Source organism: Mesorhizobium sp. B4-1-4 (genome assembly GCF_006439395.2).
GTDB lineage: Bacteria > Pseudomonadota > Alphaproteobacteria > Rhizobiales > Rhizobiaceae > Mesorhizobium.
On the sequence record NZ_CP083950.1, the window covers coordinates 5475171 to 5492724 of the forward strand.

Consider the following 17554-nt stretch of genomic DNA (forward strand, 5'->3'; position numbering starts at 1 on the left):
CGCTCGATGAACAAGCACGCTGCCCCCAACCTCAAGGCCGAAAAAATCACCGGCGGCGTCGCCACCGACCAGCGCCATGATTCCGCGCACAAACATGTCAGCGGCACCGCCGTCTATATCGACGACATGCCGGAACCGGCCGGCACGCTGCATGTAGGCCTCGGCCTGTCCAAGGTGGCGCACGGCATTCTCAGGAGCGTCGACCTGTCGGCGGTGCGGTCTGCACCCGGTGTCGTCGATGTGCTGACCTATGCCGACGTGCCCGGCGAGAACGATGTTTCGCCCAGCAACATGCATGACGATCCGGTGCTGGCGGAAAGCAAGGTGCAGTTCTTCGGCCAGCCGATCTTCGCCGTGATTGGCGAGACGCGCGAGGCCGCGCGCCGCGCGGCGCGCCTAGCCAGAATCGAGTATGAAGAACTGTCTGCCGTGATCGGCATATGGGATCTCGATCCGGTCAACGACAAGCAGGTGACGACGCCGCTGATCTTGCGCCGCGGCGATGCGGGCGCGGCCATCGCGGCAGCGCCCCGCCGCATCAAGAACCGCATGTGGGTCGGCGGCCAGGACCATTTCTACCTCGAAGGCCAGGTGTCGCTGGCAATCCCCGGCGAGGACGATGAAGTGACCGTCTACTGCTCGACCCAGGGGCCGAGCGAGACGCAGCATCTGGTCGCCCACACGCTCGGCGTGCCTAGCCACGCCGTGACTGTGGAAGTGCGCCGCATGGGCGGCGGCTTCGGCGGCAAGGAGACGCAGGCAAACCAGTGTGCCGCGATCGCCGCCATCGCGGCCAAGAAGCTGAAGCGCGCGGTCAAGATCCGCCTCGACCGCGACGAGGACATGACCGCCACCGGCAAGCGGCATGATTTTGCCATCGACTATGAAGTCGGCTTCGACGACGAGGGCAATATTCTCGGCGTCGACTTCACCTACGCCTTGCGCTGCGGCTTTTCGGCCGATCTGTCCGGACCGGTCGGCGATCGCGCGTTGTTCCACTGCGACAACGCCTATTTCTACCCGAACGTGCTGGCCAAATCGGCGCCGCTCTACACCAATACCGTCTCCAACACCGCCTTTCGCGGCTTTGGCGGCCCGCAAGGCATGGTCGGCGCCGAGCGTGTCATCGACGAGGTGGCCTTCGCGGTCGGCAAGGATCCTCTCGAAATCCGCAAGCTGAATTTCTATGACCCGATGGAAGCGATCGGCGGCCGCAATGTCACGCCCTATCACCAGAAGGTCGAGGACTGCATCATCCAGCGCATCGTCGCCGAACTCGAGGAAAGTGCCGGTTACGCACGGCGTCGGCGCGAAATTTCAGCCTTCAACGCCAACAGCCGCTTCATCAAGCGCGGCCTGGCGCTGACGCCGGTGAAGTTCGGCATTTCCTTTACCAAGACCGAGTCCAACCAGGCCGGCGCGCTGGTCCACGTCTATGCCGACGGTTCGGTGCACATGAACCATGGCGGCACCGAAATGGGCCAGGGCCTGCACCTCAAGGTGGCGCAGGTCGTTGCGGAAGAATTCCAGATCGACCTCGACCGGGTGAAGATCACCGCCACCACCACCGCCAAGGTGCCGAACACCGCGCCGACGGCAGCGTCATCGGGCGCCGACCTCAACGGCATGGCGGCGCAGAATGCAGCGCGCCAGATTCGCCAGCGGTTGACCGATTTCGCCGCCGAAAAGTACCAGGTGCCGATCGATCAGGTGGTGTTCCTGCCCAACCGGGTGCGGGTCGGCAACCAGGAGGTCAGCTTCAACGACCTGGTCAAGCAGGCCTATATTGCGCGCGTCCAGCTTTCGGCCGCCGGCTTCTACAAGACCCCGAAAATCCATTGGGACCGCAGCAAGGGCCAGGGCCATGCCTTCTATTACTACGCTTATGGCGCGGCCTGCGCGGAGGTGTCGGTCGACACGTTGACCGGCGAATATGTCGTCGAGCGCGCCGACATCCTGCACGATTGCGGCCGGTCGCTGAACCAGGCGATCGATATCGGCCAGGTCGAGGGCGGCTTCATCCAGGGCATGGGTTGGTTGACGACGGAAGAGCTGTGGTGGGACGACAAGGGCCGGCTGCGCACGCATGCGCCCTCGACCTACAAGATCCCGCTGGCGTCGGATCGCCCGAAGATTTTCAATGTGGCGCTGACCGACTGGTCGCAAGCCTACGAGCCGACCATACATCGCTCCAAGGCGGTGGGCGAGCCGCCGCTGCCGCATGGCATGGCGGTCCTGCACGCGCTGTCCGATGCGGTTGCCAGCGTCGCCGACCACAAGATCTGCCCGCGTCTCGATGCGCCGGCAACGCCGGAACGCGTGCTGATGGCGATCGAGCGGCTGAAGAACGAGGTCAAGGCTGGCGACTGAAGGCCGGCAAACGTGCAATCCCAGCCGAAAAACCCTATATTCCCTGTGCGGGAACGTGAGCCATGAACTCGAAAGCGCATAGCCTGAAAGCCTTTCTCGGCAGCACCGGCCGGCTTGCCCTGGTCGAGGTGGCCGGGACAAGAGGCTCGACGCCGCGTGAGAAGGGCGCCTTCATGCTCGTCTCGAAAACGGCGATCTTTGGCACGATCGGCGGCGGTCAACTCGAATATATGGTCATTGACAGGGCACGGCAGATGGTTGGGTCTTCACCCTCGCCCTTGTGGGGAGGGTCGGCCGGCAAGGCCGGCCGGGGTGGGGGCGCAGCGTCCGGAGAACCCCCGCCCCGGACGACTGCGTCGTCCGACCCTCCCCACAAGGGGGAGGGTAAAGAAACCCGCATCGAAGTCGACGAAGTTTGCGCCACGCTGGATGTGCCGCTGGGGCCGGAGATCGGCCAATGCTGCGGCGGGCGCGTGGAGGTGCTGATCCGGCTGGTCGATGCCGCACTCGCCGCCGAATTGGTGGCGGCCGCCGAAACCGAGGAGGCGCATCTGCCGCATGTCTATATCTTCGGCGGCGGCCATGTCGGCCAGGCGCTGGCGTCGACGGTAGCGCTTCTTCCCGTCCACGGCGTCGTCATCGAGACACGCGCCGAGGCGCTGGAAGGCATGCCGGAAACCGTCGAGACGCGGCTGACCCCAATGCCCGAGGCCGAGGTGCGCAGGGCACCGCCCGGCACCGCCTTCGCCGTTCTCACCCACGATCATGCGCTCGATTTCCTGATCGTAGCCGAAGCGTTGAAACGTGACGACGCGGCCTATGTTGGCATGATCGGCTCGAAGACCAAGAAGGCGACCTTCAGGAACTGGTTCCTGAAGTCGGCCGATGGCAGCGAAGCGGAATTTGGCCGCCTCGTCTCGCCGATCGGCGGCGATGCCGTCAAGGACAAGCGCCCGCCGGTGATCGCCGCACTCGCCGCCGCCGAGATCATGACGGCGCTGGTCGTGCACGGGGCGGGCTCAAGTGCCGACCGTCCCCATGACAGGGTGATGGCGAGCTAAGCTTGCGCCGCGGCTAAGCCGGCCGTTTCAAGCCGAGATGTTCACGCAGCGTGCGGCCCTCATAGTCCCTGCGAAACAGCCCGCGCCGTTGCAACTCCGGCACGACCAGCGTGGCAAAGGCGTCGAGTTCGCCAGGGAAGTAAGACGGCATCACGTTGAAGCCATCGGCCGCACCACCTTCGAACCGTGCCTGTAACTCATCGGCGACCCGCGCCGCCGTGCCGACGATGCGCCAATGGCCGCGTGCGCCGGCGAAGTGGCGGGCAAGCTGGCGGATGGAGAGCCCGTCGCGGCGCGACTGCTCGACAACCAGCGTCTGCCGGCTTTTCATGCCCTCGCTCTCCGGCAGTTGGGGCAGCGGCCCGTTGACCGGATAGCGCCACAGATCTGAAATACTGAGATAGCTGGACAGCAGCGCGACGCCGACATCGTCGGGGATCAGTTCCTGCAATTCCTCATGTTTCTCCCGGGCTTCGGCCTCGGTTTCCGCCACCACGGGTGCTACGCCCGGCATGATCTTGATGTCGTCTGGCTCACGCCCATAGGCCGCCACGCGCCCCTTGAGGTCGTCATAAAAGGCCTTGGCTTCCTCGAAGGTCTGTGCCGCGGTGAACACGACGTCGGCGGTGCGGGCGGCAAGGTCGCGGCCGACATCCGAGGCGCCGGCCTGGACCATGACCGGCGCACCTTGCGGCGAGCGCGGCAGGTCGAGCGGATCGCGCACCGAAAAGCTCTGGCCCTCGTGAGCGGAAGCCTTGCCGCTCCAAAGATCGGTAACTACTTCGGCGAATTCGCGCGCCCGCTCATAGCGGTCGGCATGCGGCTTGAGGCCCGTGGCGCCGAAATTGGCGGCTTCGATCGGGCTGGCCGAGGTGACCAGGTTCCAGCCGGCCCGGCCGCCGCTCAGATGGTCGAGCGACAGGAAGGTTCGCGCCAGGCCGTAGGGCTCGTTGTAGCTCGTCGACGCCGTCGAAACGAGGCCGATGCGGCTGGTCTGGACGGCGAGCGCCGAAAGCAGGCTGATCGGCTCGAAGCCGATCGACCGCGACGTCTGGCTGGCGATGCTGACATTGGCTTCGCGCAGGCCGGCGGCGTCCTCGCAGAAGATCATGTCGAACTTGGCCGCTTCCGCGATGCGCGCAAGTTGGATGTAGTGGTCGATGTCGATGCCCGCGGTCACATGCGCTTTCGGATGCCGCCAGGCGGCGATGTGATGGCCCGTCGCCCACAGGAAGGCGCCGAGCTTCATCTGGCGGGACGCGGTCATTGGCTGCCTCCGCCGGCAAGTCCAAGATGCGAGCGCAAGGTTGTCCCACGATAACCTCCTCGAACGAGGCCGCGCCGCCGCAACTCCGGCACGACACGATCGACGAAATTGTCGAGCGCCGGAAGCTGCGCAGGTACCAGGACATTGAACCCGTCGCAGCCTTCCGAACGGAGCCATTCTTCCAGCCTGTCGGCGGCGGCCCGATCAGAGCCAGCGACATTCATCAGCACCTTCATGGCACCTGGATCGCGCCCCGCGGCCGTGACGCGGCGCCTCAGGTCATCAATGCGTGCCTTCGCCACGTTGCTCGGTCCGTGTTCCAGCAAAACAACATCAGCGGTGCGGGCAGCGACATCCATGTCGGACTCCGACAGGCCGGACAGCACCAGCACCGGCATGTCCTGCGGCGAGCGTGCGATGTTGAGCGGTCCGCGCACCGAGAAGAATTCGCCTTTGTGATCGAGCAAATGCATCTTTTCAGGATAGTGGAAGCGGCCGCCGCTCTTGTCGAACAGCAGAGCATCCGCATCCCAGCCCTGCCACAGGCCTTGGACGATGCCGATATATTCCTCCGTGCGGCGGCGAAAATCGCCTTCGGAAAACCCGTCCGGCCGGCTGAAATTCGCGGCCTCGCGTGGTGACTGCGCCACGGTCGCGTTCCAGCCAGTGCGGCCGTGGCTGATGATGTCGAGCGACGCAAAACGGCGCGCCAGATTGTAAGGCTGGTGGGCAATTGTCGAGGCCCTGGCGACCAGGCCGATCCTACTGGTTACAGTTGCCAGTGCCGCCAAGAGTGTCGTCGCCTCGAACGAACTGCTAGAATGGGCACTGCCAGGGGCGGAATCGACGATAATGGCCATGTCCAGGCCCGCCTCTTCCGCCTTGCGGGCAAGGCCGGCAACAAGGCCGAAGTCCGGCGTTGGCATGGATGTGAGATCGAGTGAAACGGCGAGATGCATTGTCGTGGTGTTGCCCATCGGCTGCTCGTACCTCATCCAAGGTGCGGATTGCCCGGGTCAAACCGCGCAGGGGACGAAACTAAGTTCGTCCTCTGGCGAGGCAAGCCCTTTGGGTAGGCCAGTGGGCGGTCACTCGCCGGCCAGCTCTATTTCCCGGCGAGAATATCCTTGATCAGCCGCTGGCAGCGCTCCGCCATGAAGTCGAGCAACAGCCGCACCTTCGGGTCTTGCAGTTTCTTGTGCGGATAGACGGCGGCGAATTGCACCGGCGTCGGTGGCGTGTTGGCGAGGATCACCTTAAGCCGCCGGTCGCGGATGAACGGCTCGACCTCGAAGCGCGGCTTGTTGATGATGCCGCGCCCGGACAATGCCCAGCCGGTCAGCACGTCGCCATCGTCGGTGTCGTAGGGCCCGTGCACCTCGAATTTCTGTGGCCCGGTGGGGGTCTGCAAGGTCCAGACATATTCGCGCGCGCCGGAATAGCGCAGCATCAGGCAGTCATGCTTCTTGCCGATCAGTTCTTGCGGTTCGGTAGGCTCGCCGCGCGCCTCCAGATATTTCGGCGCGGCCACCAGCACGCGTTCGCAATCCATGATGCCGCGCATCCGCAGGCTGGAATCTTCGATGATGCCCAACCGGAAGGCGACGTCGATGCCTTCCTTCATGATGTCGACATTGTGGTCCGAAAGCCTGAGCCGCACCTCGATGTCGGGATATTTGTCGTGGAAATCGGGAATGCCCGAAGCCACCAGCCGGCGCCCGAGGCCGAGCGGCGCCGTCACCTTGATGGTGCCGCGTGGCTGGCCGGAGAGCGCCGAGACGGCGGCCTCCGCCTCGGTGATCGCCTCCAGCACCTGCTTGGCGCCGGCATAAAACACGGTGCCATGCTCGGTCGGCATCAATTGCCGTGTGGTGCGGTTGAACAGCCGCACGCCAAGATGCTTCTCCAGTTCCTTGATGCGGTTGGAGGCGACCGCTGGCGAAATGCGCATGTCGCGCCCCGCCGCCGACAGATTGCCGAGTTCGACGACGCGAACGAAGACGGCGATGTTGTCGAGATAGGCCATGCGGTTCCGGGGCTTTCATGCGGCTGCGTATAGCCAACCTAGTATTTTCCATTTTTTTTTGAAAGTCATCGCACACCTCGCCTCTTTTCGTTTGCGCGCCACACCGTAAAGTCAGCCAATCGGCAGGGACGACTTCAATGATGGATTTCGCCATTTTCTGGGACTGGCTGAGCTTCGCCGTGCGCTGGCTGCACGTCATCACCGCCATCGCATGGATCGGCTCGTCATTCTATTTCGTCGCGCTCGATCTCGGCCTGCGCCAGCGTCCAGGCATGCCTGTCGGCGCCTTCGGCGAAGAATGGCAGGTGCATGGCGGCGGCTTCTACCACATCCAGAAATATCTGGTGGCGCCGGCCGAGATGCCGGAGCACCTGACCTGGTTCAAATGGGAATCCTACGCCACCTGGCTGTCAGGCTTCGCCATGCTGTGCGTGGTCTATTACGCCGGCGCCGACCTGTTCCTGATCGATCCCAATGTGCTGCCCATGTCGGTGCCTACAGGCATCCTGCTGTCGATGGCAACGATCGGCGTCGGCTGGGTGGTCTATGATCTCCTGTGCCGCTCGCCGCTCGGCAAGAGCGACACCGGCCTGATGCTGGTCCTCTATTGCGTGCTGGTGTTCATCGCCTGGGGGCTGACGCACCTGTTCACCGGCCGCGCCGCTTTCCTGCATCTGGGCGCCATCACCGCGACGATCATGTCGGCCAACGTCTTCATGGTCATCATTCCCAACCAGAAGATCGTCGTCGCCGACCTCATCGCCGGCCGCAAGCCAGACCCCAAATATGGCAAGATCGCCAAGCAGCGCTCGCTTCACAACAACTACCTGACACTGCCCGTGCTGTTCCTGATGCTGTCGAACCACTATCCCCTGGCGTTCGGCACGCAGTTCAACTGGGTCATCGCCTCGCTGGTGTTCATCATCGGCGTCTTGATCCGGCACTATTTCAACACCGTGCACAAGCGTGCCGGCAATCCGCACTGGACATGGCTCGGCGCCCTTGTCCTGTTCATGGTCATCATCTGGCTGTCGACCGTGCCGAAGGTGCTGACTGGCGAACCGAAGGCTTCCGCCTCGGCGGAAGTCTATGTCGCCTCCGCGCATTTCCCAGCCGTGCGCGACACCGTGCTCGGCCGTTGCGCGATGTGCCATGCGGCCGAACCCGTCTATGAAGGCATCTACCATGCCCCCAAGGGCGTAATGCTGGACACCGATGCCAACATCGCCGATCACGCCCGCGAGATCTATTTGCAGGCTGGCCGCAGCCACGCCATGCCACCCGCCAATGTCAGCCAGATCACAGACAAGGAACGGGCGCTGCTGGTGGCCTGGTTCGAAGGCGCGGGGAAATAAGCATGACCTCGACACTTCTGCGCGGCCGCACGCTGTCCTTCGTGCGCTGGCCCGAAACCATCGACGATCATTCCGCCTGGCGCTACGAGGAGGATGGCGGCCTGCTGATAAGCGACGGCATGATCGTCGCTGCCGGCGCCTATGCCGATGTCGAGAAGCATGCCGGTGAGGGGACAACAAAGATCGATCACCGGCCGCATCTGCTGCTGCCGGGCTTCATCGATACGCACGTGCATTTCCCGCAGATGCAGATCATCGCTTCCTACGGCGCCGAACTGCTCGACTGGCTGAACACCTACACCTTCCCGGAAGAGACGAAATTCGCCAATGCGCAGCATGGCCGCCGCATCGCGCGGCTGTTCCTTGACGAGACGGTCCGCCACGGCACGACAACGGTGGTCGCCTACTGCTCGGTGCACAAGGCCTCCGCCGAAGCCTTCTTCGCCGAGTCGCATGCGCGCGACATGCTCAACATCGCTGGCAAGGTGATGATGGACCGCAACGCGCCCGAGGGCGTGCTCGATACGGCGCAATCAGGCTATGACGACAGCAAGGCGCTGATCGCGGAGTGGCATGGCAAGGGGCGTCAGCACTATGCCGTCACGCCCCGCTTCGCCATTACCTCCTCGCCGGAGCAGATGGAGATGGCTGGAGCCTTGTGCCGGGAATATCCCGGCCTGCATATGCAGACGCATCTGTCGGAAAACCACGCCGAGATCGCGTTCACGCAACAGCTCTACCCCTGGTCGCGCGACTACACCGACGTCTACGAACATTATGGGCTGCTGGGCAAAAAGAGCCTGTTCGGTCACTGCATCCATCTGGGGGAACGTGAGGCCGATGCGCTTTCGGATAGCGGTTCGGTGGCGGTGTTCTGCCCGACCTCGAACCTGTTCCTCGGTTCCGGCCTGTTCGACTATCAGCGCTACCGCCGTCGCGAGAAACCGTTGCGGATCGCGGCGGCCACCGATGTCGGCGGCGGTACCAATTATTCCATGCTGCGAACCATGGACGAAGGCTACAAGGTGATCGCGCTGAACGGCGAGAAGCTGAACCCGTTCCAGTCCTTCTGGCAGATAACGCGCGGCAATGCCGAGGCGCTGTCGATGGCGGAAAAGATCGGCACGCTGGATGAAAGCACCGACGCCGATATCGTCGTGCTCGACGCCAGGGCAACACCCGCGATGCGGCTCAGGATGGAAACGGTGGAGACGCTGGCGCAGGAACTGTTTCTGCTGCAGACGCTGGGTGACGACCGTGCGGTGCGCGAGGTCTATGTCGCGGGGCGGCCCGCCAAGAGTGACCTGGCGAATTAGAGGCCTACGGTGCGTTCCTTGCTTGACCCGGCGGCAGCCATCGGTCAAAGCGTGCGGCGAAGTTGACAGGGGAACGACATGGCCGTTGCTGACGACATCGCTCTGATCAAGAGACAGGAAGAGACCCTTGTCTTTGCCGCCTTCGATGAAGCCGTTGCCTTCAAGATCGGCTCGGCCATCCGGGACCGGGCTCTCGCCGAAAACCTGCCCATCATCGTGGATATCAGGCTGTGGGGCCGGCCGCTGTTCTATGCGGCAATGCCCGGTTCCAACGCCTCCAATCCCGACTGGGCGCGGCGCAAGATCAATGTCGTCAAACGGTTCCTGCGAAGCACCTACCGCATGGTGCTGGAACAGCAGCGCCCGGACCGCACCTTCAAGGTCGGTGAGGGGCTCGACATCTCGGACTACGTGCTGGCCGGCGGCGGCTTTCCGGTCGCCGTCAAGGGCGCCGGCGTCATCGGCGTGATCGCCGTCTCCGGACTGCCGGAGCGCGAGGATCATGGCGTGGTGGTCGACGCGCTGTGCAATCACCTGGGCATCGAAGCAAGCGAGCTTGCTCTGCCGCCGGAAACAAATTCGTGACGTTGACGCCGCCCCTCATCCGCCTGCCGGCACCTTCTCCCCGTATAGGGACGGGGAGAAGGGACTTTGCCGCAACGCCAGCGACCCCCCCTCCCCGTTCTTCACGGGGAGAGGGTAAGGGTGAGGGGCGGCGCCAACTTTTCAGAAGTTCGCCAACCGCACATGGCGGCCAGATATGACCGTGCTCGATCCGAAAACCTTCCTCATCTCGATCTTCAAGGCAGCCGTCGCCGCCGCCGACCCAGAGAAGACCATCAGGCATCATTTGCCGGCTAGACCCAAGGGCCGAACCATCGTCATCGGCGCGGGGAAAGGCTCGGCGCAGATGGCGGCGGCCTTCGAAAAGGTGTGGGACGGGCCGATCGAAGGGCTGGTCGTCACCCGTTATGGCTATGGCGCCAAATGCGAGCGCATCGAGATCATCGAGGCGGCGCATCCTGTACCGGATGCCGCTGGCCTCGAAGCCTCGCGGCGCTTGCTCGCAAAGGTCCACGGCCTCACGGCGGACGATCTGGTCGTGGCGCTGATTTCCGGCGGCGGCTCGGCACTGCTGCCGTCTCCGGCCGAGGGCTTGACACTGGCCGACGAGATCGCCGTCAACGAGGCGCTGCTTGCTTCCGGGGCGCCGATCGCGGCGATGAACACCATCCGCAAGCATGTCTCCACCATCAAGGGTGGCCGGCTGGCCGCCGCCGCCTGGCCGGCCAAGGTGGTGTCGCTGGTTGTCTCCGACATTCCCGGTGACAATCCAGCACTTGTCGCATCGGGGCCGACCGTGCCGGACATTGGCAGTCGCGAAGACGCGCTGGCCTCGATCTCTGCCTACGGTATGAATCTGCCGGCGGCGGTGATGGCGCACATCAAGTCGCCGGCGGCCGACGCACCCGATCCCGATGATCAGCGCTTTTCGCGCAATGACGTGCATCTGATCGCCTCGGCCGGCGTCTCGCTGGAAGCGGCGGCGGCGGAAGCGAGGCGCCAGGGCATCGAAGCCGTCATCCTCTCCGATGCCATCGAAGGGGAAGCGCGTGAGGTCGGAGGTGTTCATGCGGCTATCGCCCGCGAAGTGGCGACGCGCGACCGGCCGTTTCGAAAGCCGGTGCTGATCCTGTCGGGCGGCGAAACCACGGTGACATTGCGGGCAAAGGGCAAGGGTGGCCGCAACTCGGAATTCCTGCTCGCCTTCGCCCTCGGCATCAACGGCGTGGAAGGCATTCATGCGCTGGCCGCCGACACGGACGGCATCGATGGCTCGGAAAACAACGCCGGCGCTTTCGCCGACGGCTCAACCGTGTCACGCATGCGGGCTGCCGGCGTCGACGCCAAGGCGATGCTGGCGGGTAACAACGCCTGGACGGCCTTCAACGCCGTCGGCGATCTTTTCGCGCCTGGCCCAACCGGTACGAATGTCAACGATTTGAGGGCAATCCTCGTTCGGTAGCGTGCGTCGCACTAAAACAAACGTGAGCACTGCCCCTCATCCGCCTGCCGGCACCTTCTCCCCGTATAGTGACGGGGGAAGGAAGCTGACCGCGCCTTGGCGCTCTTCTTGCGACGTTGGTGATTGGCGAAAGCGGCAGGTACAGCGTCTTTCTCCCCGTCACTATACGGGGAGAAATGTCCGGCAGGACAATGAGGGGCGGCGCCGACCATCGTCAGGCGGCCATCAGCTTCTTCACCTGCTTCATATCCTTCAAAAACCGTTCGCGCTCGGCTTCCTTGTCCGCGGGTTCATGGATGCGCAGGATGAAGGAGGGGTGGATGGTGATAAAGACGCGCAAACCATCTTCTCGCTCGATCACCTGGCCGCGCATCTTGGTCACCGGGATCGCCTTGCCCAGCAGCGACAATGCCGCCGTGGCACCGAGCGCCACGGCGAGGTTTGGCTTGATGAGCGCGAACTCCCTGTCGAGCCACCAGCGGCAGGCCTGGACCTCGCCGGCGTTGGGCTTTGAGTGGATGCGCCGCTTGCCGCGCGGTTCGAACTTGAAGTGCTTGACCGCGTTGGTGACATAGACCTTCAGGCGGTCGACGCCCGCGTCGTCCAGGATGGCGTCGAACACCTTGCCGGCGGGGCCTACGAAAGGTTTGCCGGTGAGGTCCTCCTGGTCGCCGGGCTGTTCGCCGACGAAAACCACTTTGGCGTTGTCGGGCCCTTCGCCGAACACGGTTTGTGTCGCATCGCGCCATAAGGGACAGCGGCGACAACCCTTCGCGACTTCGCCCAACTCGGAGATGGTGCTCGCACCATCGTCCTCAAGCTCTTCGGCCGGCTGGCGCTTCGGCCATTGCTTTGCCTGCACCTTGGCGTGTTGCGGCGCGGGCGTTGTCGGCATCCTGGCGATCATAGCTTTAGCGGCCTTGTCCGCTTCTGCGATTGGATCTGGAATGAGCGAAGCCTCTGGAAGGTTCCGCCAATATTTTTTCGACATCTCCTTCTGCATGGCTTTCACCTTCAGCCGCGCCGGATTGAAGATGTTCTCGAAATAGGTGCGCCACACTCATATGTTCATGGTATGTTCTAATTGGCCGCTACGCTCCCTGTTTTGAGGCAGGCGGCGAAAAGTGAACGCCGCCCCATCATCAGGTCGTCACACCTCGTGCAGGTAGAGATGATAATCCAGTTCGCTGACCGTGCGTGCCACGCGCAGATATTCGGACTGTTTGATCGCCACGAAGGTTCGGTGCAGATCTTCGCCAAGCGCCCCTTTCAGGAAGCTGGACGCTCTGGCGGCTTCGATGGCCGCCCGCCAGTCGGCCGGCATGGTGGTGCGGGTCACCTCGGCCTCATAGCCATTGCCGGTGGTCTCGGGGCCGGGGTCGAGCGCTTCGTCGAGACCCTTGATGATGCCGGCCAGCACCGTCGCTGCGATCAGATAGGGATTGGCGTCGACGCCCGACGGGCGATGCTCGATGCGCCGGTTCCTGGCGTCGCCCGCTGGCACGCGCAGCGCCACCGAGCGGTTGTTGACGCCCCAGGTGGGCGCCACCGGCGCATAGGATTGCGAGACGAAGCGGCGCCAGGAATTGGCGTGCGGCGCAAACACCAGCATCGATTCGGCCATGGTCTGGATCAGGCCGCCGAGACCGCGCAGCAGCGGCAGCGACCAGGTTTCGCCGGGGCTTTCCGAAAAGACGTTCTTGCCGTCCTTGTCCTGCAGCGAGACATGGAAATGCATGCCCGAGCCGGCATATTTCTCGATCGGCTTGGCCATGAAGCAGGCGGTGACGCCATGGCGGCGCGCCTGGGCCCGCACCAGCCGCTTCAGCATGACAAGGTCGTCGGCGGCCCGCATCACATCCTTGCGGTAGTTCAGCGTCAACTCGTACTGGCCTGGCGCATACTCGGAGATCACCGTCTCGGCGGGAATGCCTTGCGCCTTGGCGGCGGCATAGATGTCGGAGAACAGCGGCTCCATGCCGTGCAGATGGTCGACCGAATAGACCTCCGTCTTGCCCGAAACGCGGCCGTCCAGCACCGCGCGTGCCGGCTGCACCTTGCCGTCGGCATCGCGCTCGTTGGCCAGCAGGAAAAATTCCAGTTCGAAGGCGCCCGCGGGATAGAGGCCCTTGCCCGCTAGGATCTCGACTTGCCGGGCCAGCGCCAGCCGCGGGTCCGACGACATTGGCTGGCCGTCGAGATGATACATCGCCATCAGCACCTGGCCGCGCGGTGGGCTGGTGCCATGGAGCGGCACCAGCGTGCCGGGAATCGGCCATGCCCTGAGATCGCCGTCGCCGGTCGTCCAGATCAGCCCGGTCTCGTGCACATCCTCACCGGTGATGTCCAGCCCAAGGATCGAGATCGGCATGTGCCGGCCGCCCTCGAAGATGCTTTTCAGCTCGTGCCGGCGCACGATCTTGCCACGGCCGACGCCATTGGCGTCGGTCAGCACGATATCGAAGGCCTCGATCTCGGGATGGACGTCGAGAAAGGCTTGCGCCTCGGTGGGCGAGGAGCCCGAAGGTGAAATCATGATGGCACTCGGGTTTGGCTGGGCCGCTTGTCTCATGCCGCAAGCTTTGCCGCAACCGCGCCGAAGGCGGCGATCAGCCGGTCCACCTGCGCGGCGCGGGTCGCCGGCGAGATCAGCATCATGTTGTGGAACGGCGCGATCAGCACGCCGCGATTGACCAGCGCGACATGGAGGGCGGCTTCCAGCTCCGGCGCGTGCGCGCCCTCCGCCTCGGTGCCGTCGCGCAACGGGCCGGGTGCGCAGATGAATTCGACCCGGGCGCCGACACGGGCGACATGCCATGGCAGGCGATAGCGGTCGATCGCTCCGGTCAGTCCGGCATCCAGGCGCCGCGCCAGATGGTCCATGCGGTCATAATTCTCCTGCGTCATCACCTCTTCCAGTGTCGCGCGCATCGTGGCGAACTGCAGCGGATTGGCCGACAGCGTCGTGCCCATGCCGGAATAGCCGGGCTCTTTCGTCCTGTTGTAATCGGCATAGCGCGAGGCGACCTCGTCGCTCATGCCCCACACGCTTGCCGGCACACCGCCGGCGATCGGCTTGCCCAGCACGAAGAAGTCGGGATCGAGCCCATATTTCCTTGTGTAGCCGCCGGGCCCGGTCGAGATGGTGTGTGTCTCGTCAATCAGGAGCAGCGTGCCGGCTTGGCGGGTCAGTCTGCGCAGCACGTCATGGAAGCCGGGATCGGCCAGTACCATGCAGGAATTGGTCAGCACCGGCTCGGCGATGACGCAGGCCACGTCCCTGTCCTCGAGCGCGGCTTCCAGCGCGGCAACGTCGTTGAACTCGATGACCTTGGCCGTGCGGGTGAGGTCGCGGAACTCGCCCGCCAGCCCGGGCCGATTGACCGGCTTGCCGTCGATCAGCCGCACCATCGTCTCGTCCACCGAGCCGTGATAGCAGCCGTTGAAGACCAGGATCTTCTCGCGGCCGGTGACGGCGCGGGCAACGCGCAGCGCAAAGCGGTTGGCGTCGGTCGCCGTGGTCGCGATCTGCCAGAACGGCAGCCCGAAATGCCGCTGCAGCAGCGGCCCGATGGCGAGCGCGTCCTCGGAAGGCAGCATATAGGTCAGGCCACGACCGGCCTGACGGCGGATGGCGCGTGCCACCGGCGGCGGCGAATGGCCGAACATCGAACCGGTGTCGCCAAGGCAGAAATCGTCCAGCTTGTTGCCGTCGATATCAGTGATCGTGGCGCCCCTGGCGCTGTCGACCAGGATCGGAAACGGCGTCGGCCAGTCGTTCATCCAGTGCATCGGCACGCCGCCGAAGAAGCCCGGCAGCCCGTTTCCGACCTTGGCCCGAGACTTCGGCCGCGCCTCGCGGAAGGCCGTGTTCTCGGTTTCACGCAGCGCGGCGATACGGTCGCGGCCGATGCCGCCAATGGATGTCGTCGAACGGTCGCTGCTGTGCATGAAAACCCCTCTGATGGTTCCTCTTAGCCAATCAACCTCGGCGACCGCAATTGGCCGCGCATCGGTTCTGCATTGGCTCAGCAGTAGGGCAGTAGGGCAGTAGGGCAGTAGGGCAGTAGGGCAGTAGGGCAGTAGGGCAGTAGGGCAGTAGGGCAGTAGGGCAGTAGGGCAGTAGGGCAGTAGGGCAGTAGGGCAGTAGGGTGGCAGTTTCCCGGCCAGGCCCTACTGCCTTATTCCCTCACGCCGTGATGTCGATGACGCCGCAGTCGCCGGCCGTACTGCCGAAAACGACCCGGCGTTCTTCCTTGTCCCACATCATCGAGGTGATGGCGCCCTTGCCCGGCCGCCGCAGCAGCACTTCCTTGGCGTCGGCGAAGCGCACCGCCATGACCATGCCGTCATCGTAGCCGATGGCCGCGACGTCCTGGCTCGGATGGCAGGCGACCGAGGTCACCATGGCGTTGCCGCGCGTGCCGAGCTCCAGCGGCGCCTTGCCCATCGGCCCGTCCTTGCCGGAAAACGGCCAGACGATCGCCGCCGGCGCACCGGAACTTGCCAGCCATTTGCCCTTCACGCTCCATGAAAGGCTTTTGACCTTGCCGGGATAGCCGCTCATGCGCATGTGCTTGCCGTCGGCCAGCTTCCAACCATGCAAGGCGTTTTCCTGCATGGTCGTGACCAGAAAGGCGCCATCGGGCGAGAAGGTGATCCCGGTATGGGCGCCGGCCCATTCAAGCTCGACCGGCTTGCCCTCGGCGGCCGGGAAATGCAGCGTCGCACCATTGTAGCGGGCGACACCGAAGCGCATGCCCTTGGGCGAGAACGCCAGCCCCTCGACGGAACGCGGGTGGGCGAACTCCCTGGTCTTGCCGTCGGCAAAGCGCACGAAGGCGGTCTTGCCGGAGGCATAGGCGATAGCGCCTTGCGGCCCGGCGGCGACGCTGGTGATCCACTTCTTGCCCGCGCTCGCCAATTCGGTCACTTCGCCGCCGGTCTTCACGGCGAACGCCTTGCCGTCCTCGCCGCCGGTGATTAGCCGGTCATTGGCCGCATCATGGAAGGCGCAGAGCAATCCGTCATTGGACTGGGCGGTCTTGTGGCCATTTTCGAGCCGATGAATGACGCCATCGGCCAGCGCAAAATGCGGCACATCGCCGAGAAAGACGGCGGCGACGCAATGGCCTTCGAGATCAAGCGGGGCGACGGTTGGCATGATTATCTTTGTTCAACGGATGAGATTACACAGGCGGCTTACTCGACGTTTGCGGTTCGGGCAACCAGGACGCTCGCCAAGGGGCATCAAAGCAATCCCTTGGCGCGCAGGCCGGACGCGAACGTTGCCAAGGGCATCACCAAGGTCAATTCCCGCCCTTGCACGCGCTCGGCTCCATAGCTGGCGTACCACCTCGCGGCCCGCTCGTTCTTGGCATCAATGATGAGCAGGATGCCGCCACCCTCGCCGGCGAGCCGCAGGCAGCGCAACGCGGCGGCGGCAAGCAGTTGACCTCCAAGCCCATGACCGGCAACGGTGCGGTCGGTTGCAAGCCGGGCAAGCTTGAAACCGGAAACCTCGTGTCTCGCAAGGCCCTTCGTCATTGTTTCGGGCACGGTTTCATGAGCTACGGCAGACGGCGCGATGGTATAGAAACCGAGGATACGCTCCGAAGCTGTGTCATCGATCGCACAGAAGGTCTTGGCTGCATTCTGGTCGTGGCTCTGTCGCGCGAACCTTCGCAGGAAGTCGTTCATTTGCCTGTCGCCGCAATCGAAAGACGCCCGATCGTGTCCTTTCGCGATCGGTTCCTCGTGCCAAGGCGGAAGCGTCACAGTGTATCCGGCAAGGTGGCGATCGCGGCCCGGAGCTTGGCGTTGGGTTTTGGCGGGTGTTCCAACAGGTTAAGGATGCGCGTGAAATCGCGGCCGGATACCGTCGTCACCTCGGCGGCTTCGATCACGGCCTGCGCTTCGGGCACGATCTTGTCGAGGATGAAATCGGTCATGTCCTTGTGCGACAGTGCTGCGGCGCGGGCGATCATCGCCTTTTGCGCTGGAGGAATGCGGATTTGGAAGCGCTCGCTTTTGTTGTCGGCTGATCTAGGCATAGATATTTTCCCAGTGTCGATGTACACATAGTATGTGTACATCGTGAGATATTCAACCCGCTAAGGCGCCGTGAGGCCAG

15 protein-coding genes are annotated in these 17554 nt (G+C 64.0%); 6 read left to right on the forward strand and 9 right to left on the reverse strand.

What is annotated here, in order from left to right; all coding sequences use genetic code 11:
* Window positions 1–6 precede the first annotated feature (6 nt).
* Both xdhB and xdhC read left to right on the forward strand, forming a co-directional pair.
* Window positions 7–2370: a xanthine dehydrogenase molybdopterin binding subunit gene (xdhB, locus tag FJW03_RS26385; RefSeq protein ID WP_140766277.1), complete on the forward strand. Its 2364-nt coding sequence runs from the start codon at window positions 7–9 to the stop codon at window positions 2368–2370.
* Window positions 2371–2432: 62 nt separating this feature from the next.
* Window positions 2433–3431, forward strand: a complete 999-nt coding sequence (gene xdhC / locus FJW03_RS26390) for a xanthine dehydrogenase accessory protein XdhC (protein ID WP_226890471.1) — start codon at window positions 2433–2435, stop codon at window positions 3429–3431.
* A gap of 13 nt (window positions 3432–3444) precedes the next feature.
* On the opposite strand, the gene FJW03_RS26395 is transcribed toward xdhC, so the two are convergent.
* The 3 genes from FJW03_RS26395 to FJW03_RS26405 all read right to left on the reverse strand — a co-directional run bounded on the left by FJW03_RS26395 (window position 3445) and on the right by FJW03_RS26405 (window position 6724).
* Complete coding sequence (locus FJW03_RS26395) at window positions 3445–4698, reverse strand: LLM class flavin-dependent oxidoreductase (protein ID WP_140767167.1); 1254 nt, start codon at window positions 4696–4698, stop codon at window positions 3445–3447.
* The gene (locus tag FJW03_RS26400) at window positions 4695–5675 is read right to left on the reverse strand and encodes an LLM class flavin-dependent oxidoreductase (protein WP_140767166.1); all 981 of its coding nucleotides are present in this window, start codon (window positions 5673–5675) and stop codon (window positions 4695–4697) included. Before FJW03_RS26400 ends, FJW03_RS26395 begins: the two co-directional genes overlap by 4 nt.
* A 128-nt stretch (window positions 5676–5803) precedes the next feature.
* Window positions 5804–6724: a LysR family transcriptional regulator gene (locus tag FJW03_RS26405; protein ID WP_140767165.1), complete on the reverse strand. Its 921-nt coding sequence runs from the start codon at window positions 6722–6724 to the stop codon at window positions 5804–5806.
* A 137-nt stretch (window positions 6725–6861) separates the two neighbouring features.
* Here FJW03_RS26405 and FJW03_RS26410 point away from each other — a divergent pair, with 137 nt between their 5' ends.
* The 4 genes from FJW03_RS26410 to FJW03_RS26425 all read left to right on the forward strand — a co-directional run bounded on the left by FJW03_RS26410 (window position 6862) and on the right by FJW03_RS26425 (window position 11421).
* Window positions 6862–8079, forward strand: coding sequence for a urate hydroxylase PuuD (locus FJW03_RS26410; RefSeq protein ID WP_140767164.1), 1218 nt, complete (start codon window positions 6862–6864; stop codon window positions 8077–8079).
* 2 nt (window positions 8080–8081) lie between these two features.
* Window positions 8082–9395: a guanine deaminase gene (gene guaD / locus FJW03_RS26415; protein ID WP_140767163.1), complete on the forward strand. Its 1314-nt coding sequence runs from the start codon at window positions 8082–8084 to the stop codon at window positions 9393–9395.
* Between the two features lie 78 nt (window positions 9396–9473).
* The gene (locus tag FJW03_RS26420; protein ID WP_140767162.1) at window positions 9474–9980 is read left to right on the forward strand and encodes a heme-degrading domain-containing protein; all 507 of its coding nucleotides are present in this window, start codon (window positions 9474–9476) and stop codon (window positions 9978–9980) included.
* A gap of 175 nt (window positions 9981–10155) precedes the next feature.
* Entirely contained in the window at window positions 10156–11421 is a 1266-nt protein-coding gene (locus FJW03_RS26425; RefSeq protein WP_140767161.1) for a glycerate kinase, read from the forward strand.
* A gap of 214 nt (window positions 11422–11635) precedes the next feature.
* Here the strand turns inward: FJW03_RS26425 and FJW03_RS26430 are convergent, their stop codons facing one another.
* From FJW03_RS26430 to FJW03_RS26455, 6 genes are all read right to left on the reverse strand, one after another.
* A complete protein-coding gene (locus FJW03_RS26430; protein WP_226890472.1) occupies window positions 11636–12481 on the reverse strand; it encodes a UdgX family uracil-DNA binding protein in 846 nt (281 codons plus the stop codon).
* A gap of 90 nt (window positions 12482–12571) precedes the next feature.
* A complete protein-coding gene (locus FJW03_RS26435; RefSeq protein WP_181173371.1) occupies window positions 12572–13957 on the reverse strand; it encodes a glutamine synthetase family protein in 1386 nt (461 codons plus the stop codon).
* Between the two features lie 32 nt (window positions 13958–13989).
* Window positions 13990–15372 (reverse strand): aspartate aminotransferase family protein, encoded by a 1383-nt coding sequence (locus tag FJW03_RS26440; protein WP_140767159.1) that lies wholly within the window; start codon window positions 15370–15372, stop codon window positions 13990–13992.
* A gap of 238 nt (window positions 15373–15610) precedes the next feature.
* Window positions 15611–16585: a WD40 repeat domain-containing protein gene (locus FJW03_RS26445; protein WP_140767158.1), complete on the reverse strand. Its 975-nt coding sequence runs from the start codon at window positions 16583–16585 to the stop codon at window positions 15611–15613.
* An 86-nt stretch (window positions 16586–16671) separates the two neighbouring features.
* The gene (locus FJW03_RS26450; RefSeq protein WP_140767157.1) at window positions 16672–17199 is read right to left on the reverse strand and encodes a GNAT family N-acetyltransferase; all 528 of its coding nucleotides are present in this window, start codon (window positions 17197–17199) and stop codon (window positions 16672–16674) included.
* The gene (locus tag FJW03_RS26455) at window positions 17196–17474 is read right to left on the reverse strand and encodes a DUF1778 domain-containing protein (RefSeq protein WP_140606738.1); all 279 of its coding nucleotides are present in this window, start codon (window positions 17472–17474) and stop codon (window positions 17196–17198) included. The genes FJW03_RS26450 and FJW03_RS26455 overlap by 4 nt, the downstream gene beginning before the upstream one ends.
* Between the last annotated feature and the right edge of the window lie 80 nt (window positions 17475–17554).